Here is a 7325-nt window from a genome sequence, read left to right on the forward strand (position 1 = left end):
CGCCTGAGCAACGCTGGTTCCGGGCCGGATCCGGGCCGGAACCAGCGTTGCTCAGGCGCGGCCCAGGCGCCGCGACACCTCGGTCGCGGCGAGGCGCGCGGCGTCGACGAGCGTGAGGCGTTGCTCGTCGTCGACCTGGTCGGTGGGATAGGTCAGCGCGATCGCGGCGACCGGGTGGTCGTTGCGGTCGAGCACCGGGACCCCGACCGAGGAGAAGTCGGGCGACACCGACCCGTCCTCCTGCGCGTAGCCCTCTTGGCGCACCCGGGCCAGGACGCTGCGCAGGGCCGGCAGGGAGGTCGGGCCGACGCCGTGGCGCTGCACGAAGGAGTCGCGTGACGGGTAGAGCGCCCGCACCTGTGCGGCCGGCAGGGCCGCGAGCATGGCCAGGCCACTGGCGGCAAGGTGGGAGGGCAGCCGGACGCCGACGTCGGTGACGAGCGGGGGGCGTCCGATGGCGCGTTCCTCGATCACGTAGAGCACGTCCCGGCCGTGCAGCACCGCGAAGTGGCCGTTGTGCTTGGTCTGGTCGACCAGCCGAGCGAGCACGGGCCGCGCCACCCGCTGCAACGGGGCCTGCCGGGTGTAGGCCGACCCGAGCTCGAACGCCGCGACGCCGAGACCGTAGCGACGCTCCTCAGGCAGGTGCACCACGAATCCGCGGTCACGCAGCACGGTGAGCAGGTGGTAGACGCTGGACCGGGGTAGCGACAGCTCGCGCGCGATGGCGGCGGCGGGGACCGGTTCGGCGCGCCGGGCCAGCAGCTGCAGGACCGCGAGCGCGTGGCCTGCCGCCGGCACATTGCTCACGCGCCCAGTCTTGCAGACCCGGTGAGGAGTCTTCGTGAGGTTCGGTGCCCTCCCAGGGGCCGAAACCCCGCGAAGATTCCTCACCGGGCTGGGCGTGGTGTCTCAGGGGTGAGACAGCATCGGGCCCTCGGGTCTGTCGGCAACCGACGGTGGCAGGTGCAATGGAGTCATGAGCATCCAGAACCTTGCCGAGCCCGACCAGGCCGTCGGCACCGACCGCATGGCGCCCGTCACGGTGGGTGTCGGCCCGCTGTCCTTCGAGGACGTCGTCGCCGTCGCCCGCCACGGCGCGTCCGTGGAGATCTCGTCCGAGTCGCTCGAGCAGATCCGCCGCAGCCGCGGGATCATCGAGGCACTGGCCGACGACGTGGTGCCGCACTACGGCGTCTCCACCGGCTTCGGCGCGCTCGCCACCCGGCACATCCCCCTCGACCTGCGGGCCCAGTTGCAGCGCAGCCTGGTCCGGTCGCACGCCGCGGGCTCCGGGCCCGAGGTCGAGCGCGAGGTCGTCCGCGCCACCATGCTGCTGCGCCTCTCGACCCTCGCGACCGGTCGCACCGGGGTGCGTGAGCAGACCGCCCAGGCGTATGCCGCGCTGCTCAACGCCGGGATCACCCCGGTCGTGCACGAGTACGGCAGCCTCGGTTGCTCGGGCGACCTGGCCCCGCTGGCCCACTGCGCCCTCGCCGCGATGGGTGAGGGGACGGTCCGCACCGCTGACGGTGAGCTCGCCGATGCCGCAGACGCATTGGCCGCCGCCGGCATCACGCCCGTCGAGCTGCGCGAGAAGGAGGGCCTTGCGCTGATCAACGGCACCGACGGCATGCTCGGCCAGCTGGTCCTCGCCATCACCGACCTGCGCCAGCTGCTCACCACCGCCGACATCACCGCCGCGATGAGCGTCGAGGGCCTCCTCGGCACCGACGACGTCTTTGCTGCCGACCTGCAGGCGCTGCGCCCCCACCCCGGGCAGGCCGCCAGCGCCGAGAACCTGCGGAAGGTCTTGGCGGACAGCCTAATCCGCGAGAGCCACCGCGACCCCGAGGCGTGCACCCGTGTGCAGGACGCCTACTCGCTGCGTTGCGCCCCCCAGGTCGCCGGCGGCGCCCGTGACACCGTCGACCACGCCGCCCTGGTCGCTGGCCGTGAGCTCGCGTCCGCCATCGACAACCCCGTCGTCACCCTCGACGGCCGGGTCGAGTCCAACGGCAACTTCCACGGGGCGCCCGTGGCCTACGTCCTCGACTTCCTCGCCATCGTCGCCGCGGACGTCGCGAGCATGGCGGAGCGCCGGACCGACCGGTTCCTCGACGTCGCCCGCAGCCACGGGCTCAACGCCTTCCTGGCCGACGACCCCGGCGTCGATTCGGGACACATGATCGCGCAGTACACCCAGGCCGCGATCGTCTCGGAGATGAAGCGCCTCGCGGCTCCCGCCAGCGTCGACTCGATCCCGAGCTCGGCGATGCAGGAGGACCACGTGTCGATGGGCTGGTCCGGCGCTCGCAAGCTGCGTCGTGCGGTCGACGGGCTCACTCGGGTCCTGGCCGTCGAGCTGCTGACCGCGGCGCGCGGGATCGACCTGCGCGCACCCCTCGAGCCGTCGCCCGCCACCGGCGCGCTCATCGCCGAGCTGCGCAAGTCCGCGGCCGGCCCGGCCACGGACCGGTTCCTCGCCCCCGACATCGAGGCGGCCGTCCAGCTCGTCGCCAGCGGCCGTGCCGTCTCGGCCGTCGAGTCGGTGACCGGCCCCCTCAACTAGCCCCTCGCCATACCCGTGCTCGGCTCACCCCGCATTGCTCCGTTCAGACCGCTTCGGCACCCCCGAGAACCGGTCCCAAGCGAGCAAACCGGCCTGAAGCGAGCAAAGCAGACTGAGCACAGAACAGAAGGAGATTGACATGGAAGGCGCCCGCCCCGTGCGTGCCCCCCAGGGCACCACGCTGACCGCGAAGTCGTGGACCACCGAGGCCCCGATGCGGATGCTGATGAACAACCTCGACCCTGAGGTGGCCGAGCGGCCGGACGACCTGGTCGTCTACGGCGGCACCGGCCGGGCCGCCCGCGACTGGCGGTCGTATGACGCGATGGTGCGCACCCTGACCACGCTGGAGAAGGACGAGACCATGCTGGTCCAGTCCGGCCGGCCGGTCGGCGTGATGCGCACCCACGAGTGGGCCCCGCGGGTGATCCTCGCCAACTCCAACCTCGTCCCCGACTGGGCGACCTGGCCCGAGTTCCGCCGCCTGGAGCACCTCGGCCTGACGATGTACGGCCAGATGACCGCGGGGTCGTGGATCTACATCGGCACCCAGGGCATCCTGCAGGGGACGTTCGAGACGTTTGCCGCAGTGGCCGACAAGCGCTTCAACGGCACCCTTGCCGGCACCCTCACCCTCACCGGCGGCTGCGGCGGCATGGGCGGCGCGCAGCCGCTCGCGGTCACGCTCAACGACGGCGTGGTCCTCATCGTCGACGTCGACCGCAGCCGGCTGCAGCGGCGGGTGGACCACCGCTACCTCGACGAGATCGCCGAGGACCTCGACGACGCGATCGGCAAGGTGCTGCTGGCGAAGAAGGAGAAGCGGGCGCTGTCGGTCGGCCTCGTCGGCAACTGCGCCGAGGCCTTCCCGGAGCTGCTGCGCCGCGGCGTCGAGATCGACATCGTCACCGACCAGACCAGTGCGCACGACCCGCTGTCCTACCTGCCGGAGGGCATCGACCCGGACGACTGGCAGGACTACGCCGAGAAGAAGCCGGAGGAGTTCACCGACCGGGCCCGTGCCTCGATGGCCAAGCACGTCAAGGCGATGGTCGAGTTCCAGGACAAGGGCGCCGAGGTCTTCGACTACGGCAACTCGATCCGCGACGAGGCCCGGCAGGGCGGCTACGAGCGGGCGTTCGAGTTCCCCGGCTTCGTGCCCGCCTACATCCGGCCGCTCTTCTGCGAGGGCAAGGGCCCGTTCCGCTGGGCCGCGCTCTCCGGCAACCCGGAGGACATCTACAAGACCGACCAGGCCGTGCTCGACCTCTTCCCCGACAACGACCGGCTGCAGAAGTGGATCCGCGGCGCCCGCGAGAAGATCGCCTTCCAGGGCATGCCCGCCCGCATCTGCTGGCTGGGCTACGGTGAGCGCGACAAGGCCGGCCTGAAGTTCAACGAGATGGTCGCCTCGGGTGAGCTCTCGGCGCCCATCGTCATCGGCCGCGACCACCTCGACTGCGGGTCGGTGGCCTCGCCCTACCGCGAGACCGAGTCGATGCTCGACGGGTCCGACGCGATTGCCGACTGGCCGCTGCTCAACGCCCTGATCAACACCGCGTCGGGTGCCTCGTGGGTCTCGATCCACCACGGCGGCGGTGTCGGCATCGGCCGTTCCATCCACGCCGGACAGGTCTCCCTGGCCGACGGGACGCCGATCGCGGCCGAGAAGCTCGCGCGGGTGCTCACCAACGACCCGGGCATGGGCGTCATCCGGCACGTCGACGCAGGCTACGAGCGGGCCGAGCAGGTCGCCCAGGAGCGTGGCGTGCGGGTGCCTATGCGCGAGGGCGACTGACCTCGGTCACGTCGGCGACGGCGGCGTCCAGAGCGCGTATGACGTCACTCCCGTCTGCGGTGAACGCCACCCCGTGCGCGCCACCACCGATCGAGATCGCCCGTCCCACAACGGTTTCGTCGGCGATGACGGGCCACGCGGTGGTGGCGCCGAACGGCGTGATGGTGCCGCGTTCGTACCCGGTCGCCGCCAGCGCGGTCGTCGCGTCGGGCATCGACATCCGCTTGACCCCGAGCAGGGCACGCAGCTTGGGCCAGGAGATCTCGCGGTCGCCGGGCACGAGGACGAAGAGGAAGTCGTCCTCCGCCCGGCGCACCACGAGCGTCTTGACGATGTCGCGCGGCTCGACACCACGGCCCGCGGCCGCCTCCTCCAGGGAGCGCACCGGCCCGTGGCGGGTGACGGCGAACGCGATCTCGGCGCGCTCGATGGCCTCCCGGGCCCGGGTCTCCCCGGGCGCCGCAGCCGCATCCTCGTGATCCACCCCCCAACCCTAGGCTCTCAGACATGACACACCCCACGAAGACCACCCCACGAAGTCCTCACTCGTGCCTCACTCGGTACTTCGCGGGGGCCCCGGAATGAGCATCGACACCTCCGACTTCGACGCGATGTGGTCGGCGATCGGCCCCATCGGGCGTGACAAGTCCTCCGGCGGCTACCACCGGTTCGCTTGGACCCGTGAGGACCACGACCTTCGCGAGTGGTTCGCGGGTGAGTGTGCGAAGCGCGGGCTCGACCTGACCACCGACCGGATGGGCAACCAGTGGGCCTGGTGGGGCGACCCCGACGCCGCACTCGCCGCCGGCCGGCCGGGCCTCGTCATCGGATCCCACCTCGACTCGGTGCCCGACGGCGGCGCCTTCGACGGACCGCTCGGCGTGGTCAGCTCACTCGCCGTCATCGACCTGCTGCGGGCCGAGGACTTCCAGCCGTCCCGGCCGATCGGGGTGGTGAACTTCGTCGACGAGGAGGGCGCCCGGTTCGGCATCGCCTGCGCGGGATCACGAGTGATCACGGGGGTTCTCGACGCCGATCGTGCGCGCTCGCTGACTGATGTCGACGGGGTGACCATGGCCGAGGCGCTGCGGGCCGCCGGCCGCGATCCCGAGCAGCTCGGCCCCGACGAGGAGACGACCCGGCGGATCGGCGCGTTCGTCGAGCTGCACGTCGAGCAGGGCCGTGGCCTGGTCGACCTCGGCCAACCGGTGGCGATCGCGACGGACATCTGGCCGCACGGCCGCTGGCGGTTCGACTTCCCAGGACAGGCCAACCACGCGGGCACCACGCGACTGGCCGATCGCCAGGACGCGATGCTCGGCTACGCCGACACCGTCCTCGCGGCACGGTCGGTGGCCGAGCAACGGGGCTGCGTGGCGACCGTCGGCAAGGTGCACGTCGAGCCCGGGGGCGTCAACGCCATACCCAGCCACGTCACGGGCTGGCTCGACGCCCGCGGGCCGGTCGAGGACGAGGTGCGCCACACCATCGACGACCTCACCACCCGTGCCCAGCAGCACGGCGCGACGGTGCGCGAGGAGTCCTGGACCCCGACGACGCGCTTCGACGAGGAGCTCGCGGGGCGGCTGACCGGCGTGCTCGGTGACGACGTGCCGCTGCTCGGCACGGGCGCCGGCCATGACGCCGGCATCCTCGCCACCCACGGTGTGCCGACCGCGATGCTCTTCGTCCGGAATCCAACCGGCATCTCGCACTCGCCGGAGGAGTTCGCCGAGCGCGACGACTGCCACGCGGGTGTCGAGGCGCTGGCCAGGGTCGTCGAGGACCTCGCCCGATGAAGTGGCACGCGGCATACGCCTGGCTCCCGGCGGGCGTCGCACGCGACGTGACCTTCGAGGTCGAGGACGGGCGCTTCGTCTCCGTCACACCGGGCACCGATCCCGGTGGCGCCGAGCCGCTGCCCGGCGTCGTCCTGCCCGGCCTGGCCAACGCGCACAGCCACGCCTTCCACCGGGCGCTGCGCGGCCGCACCCATGACGGGGGCGGCACCTTCTGGACGTGGCGCGAGCGGATGTATGCCGTGGCGCGGCAACTCGATCCGGAGTCCTACCTCGCGCTCGCCCGGGCGACGTATGCCGAGATGGCGCTGGCCGGGATCACCTGCGTGGGCGAGTTCCACTACGTGCACCACCAGCCGGACGGCGCCGACTACGACGACCCCAACGCCATGGGAGAGTCGCTGCGCAGGGCCGCCGCCGAAGCGGGGATCCGACTCACCCTGCTGGACACCTGTTACCTCGCGGGCGGGCTCACCCCGGAGGGGCACACCCCGTTGAACGTCGACCAGCGGCGGTTCGGGGACGGGGACGCGAGGGGCTGGGCGTCCCGGGTAGCGGCTCTCGACGACGACGCGAACACCCGCATCGGCGCGGCGATCCACTCGGTGCGTGCCGTGCCCCGTGACCAGCTGGCGCCGGTGGTCGAGGCCGCCCGCGGCCGACCGCTGCACGTCCACCTCTCCGAGCAGCCGGCGGAGAACGAGGCCAGCCAGGCGTTCTACGGGCTCACCCCCACCGCACTGCTGCGAGCAGAGGGCGTGCTCGGCCCGATGACGAGCGCCGTGCACGCGACCCACCTGACCGACGCGGACATCGCGGCCCTCGGAGGCACTCGCACCACCGCCTGCTTCTGCCCCACCACAGAACGCGACCTCGCCGACGGGATCGGGCCGGCCCGTGCCCTGGCCGACGTGGGCGCTCCGCTGTCGCTGGGCTCCGACCAGCACGCCGTGATCGACCTCCTCGAGGAGGCCCGCGCGCTCGAGATGCACGAGCGGTTGAACACGTTGCAACGTGGGAGGTTCCAGCCGTCCGCGCTCCTCGCCGCCGCCACCAACCACGCCAGTCTCGGCTGGGCCGACGCGGGGCGCCTCGAGGCGGGGGCACGCGCGGACCTTGTCGCAGTGCGGCTCGACTCGCCGCGCACCGCCGGGTC

General features: G+C 72.1%; 6 protein-coding genes. 4 read left to right on the forward strand and 2 right to left on the reverse strand.

What is annotated here, in order from left to right:
* Positions 1-51: 51 nt before the first annotated feature.
* Positions 52-810, reverse strand: coding sequence for an IclR family transcriptional regulator (locus FRW57_RS14520; protein ID WP_137119695.1), 759 nt, complete (start codon positions 808-810; stop codon positions 52-54).
* A 169-nt stretch (positions 811-979) separates the two neighbouring features.
* Between FRW57_RS14520 and hutH the strand changes: the two genes are divergently transcribed.
* Together hutH and hutU are read left to right on the forward strand one after the other, a co-directional pair.
* The gene (gene hutH, locus FRW57_RS14525; RefSeq protein ID WP_238999439.1) at positions 980-2572 is read left to right on the forward strand and encodes a histidine ammonia-lyase; all 1593 of its coding nucleotides are present in this window, start codon (positions 980-982) and stop codon (positions 2570-2572) included.
* Positions 2573-2711: 139 nt separating this feature from the next.
* Positions 2712-4370 (forward strand): urocanate hydratase, encoded by a 1659-nt coding sequence (hutU, locus tag FRW57_RS14530; protein ID WP_152186325.1) that lies wholly within the window; start codon positions 2712-2714, stop codon positions 4368-4370.
* On the opposite strand, the gene FRW57_RS14535 is transcribed toward hutU, so the two are convergent.
* On the reverse strand, positions 4351-4854 hold the full coding sequence (locus FRW57_RS14535) for an aminoacyl-tRNA deacylase (RefSeq protein WP_152186326.1): 504 nt from the start codon (positions 4852-4854) through the stop codon (positions 4351-4353). The two genes, hutU and FRW57_RS14535, sit on opposite strands and share 20 nt — an antisense overlap.
* Positions 4855-4951: 97 nt before the next feature.
* On the opposite strand from FRW57_RS14535, the gene FRW57_RS14540 reads away from it, so the two are divergent.
* A complete protein-coding gene (locus FRW57_RS14540) occupies positions 4952-6169 on the forward strand; it encodes an allantoate amidohydrolase (RefSeq protein WP_238999440.1) in 1218 nt (405 codons plus the stop codon).
* A partial coding sequence (locus FRW57_RS14545; protein WP_152186327.1) for a formimidoylglutamate deiminase occupies positions 6166-7325 on the forward strand: 1160 nt, incomplete at its 3' end. The genes FRW57_RS14540 and FRW57_RS14545, both read left to right, overlap by 4 nt.

Origin of the sequence: Segeticoccus rhizosphaerae (assembly GCF_009192725.1) — a bacterium.
In the GTDB taxonomy this organism is placed as follows: Bacteria; Actinomycetota; Actinomycetes; order Actinomycetales; family Dermatophilaceae; genus Segeticoccus; species Segeticoccus rhizosphaerae.

Excerpts from the sequence above, each read along its gene's own strand:
- hutH (WP_238999439.1), top strand. The coding sequence starts at position 980 with ATGAGCATCCAGAACCTTGCCGAGCCCGACCAGGCCGTCGGCACCGAC.
- hutU (WP_152186325.1), top strand. The coding sequence starts at position 2,712 with ATGGAAGGCGCCCGCCCCGTGCGTGCCCCCCAGGGCACCACGCTGACC.
- FRW57_RS14540 (WP_238999440.1), top strand. The coding sequence starts at position 4,952 with ATGAGCATCGACACCTCCGACTTCGACGCGATGTGGTCGGCGATCGGC.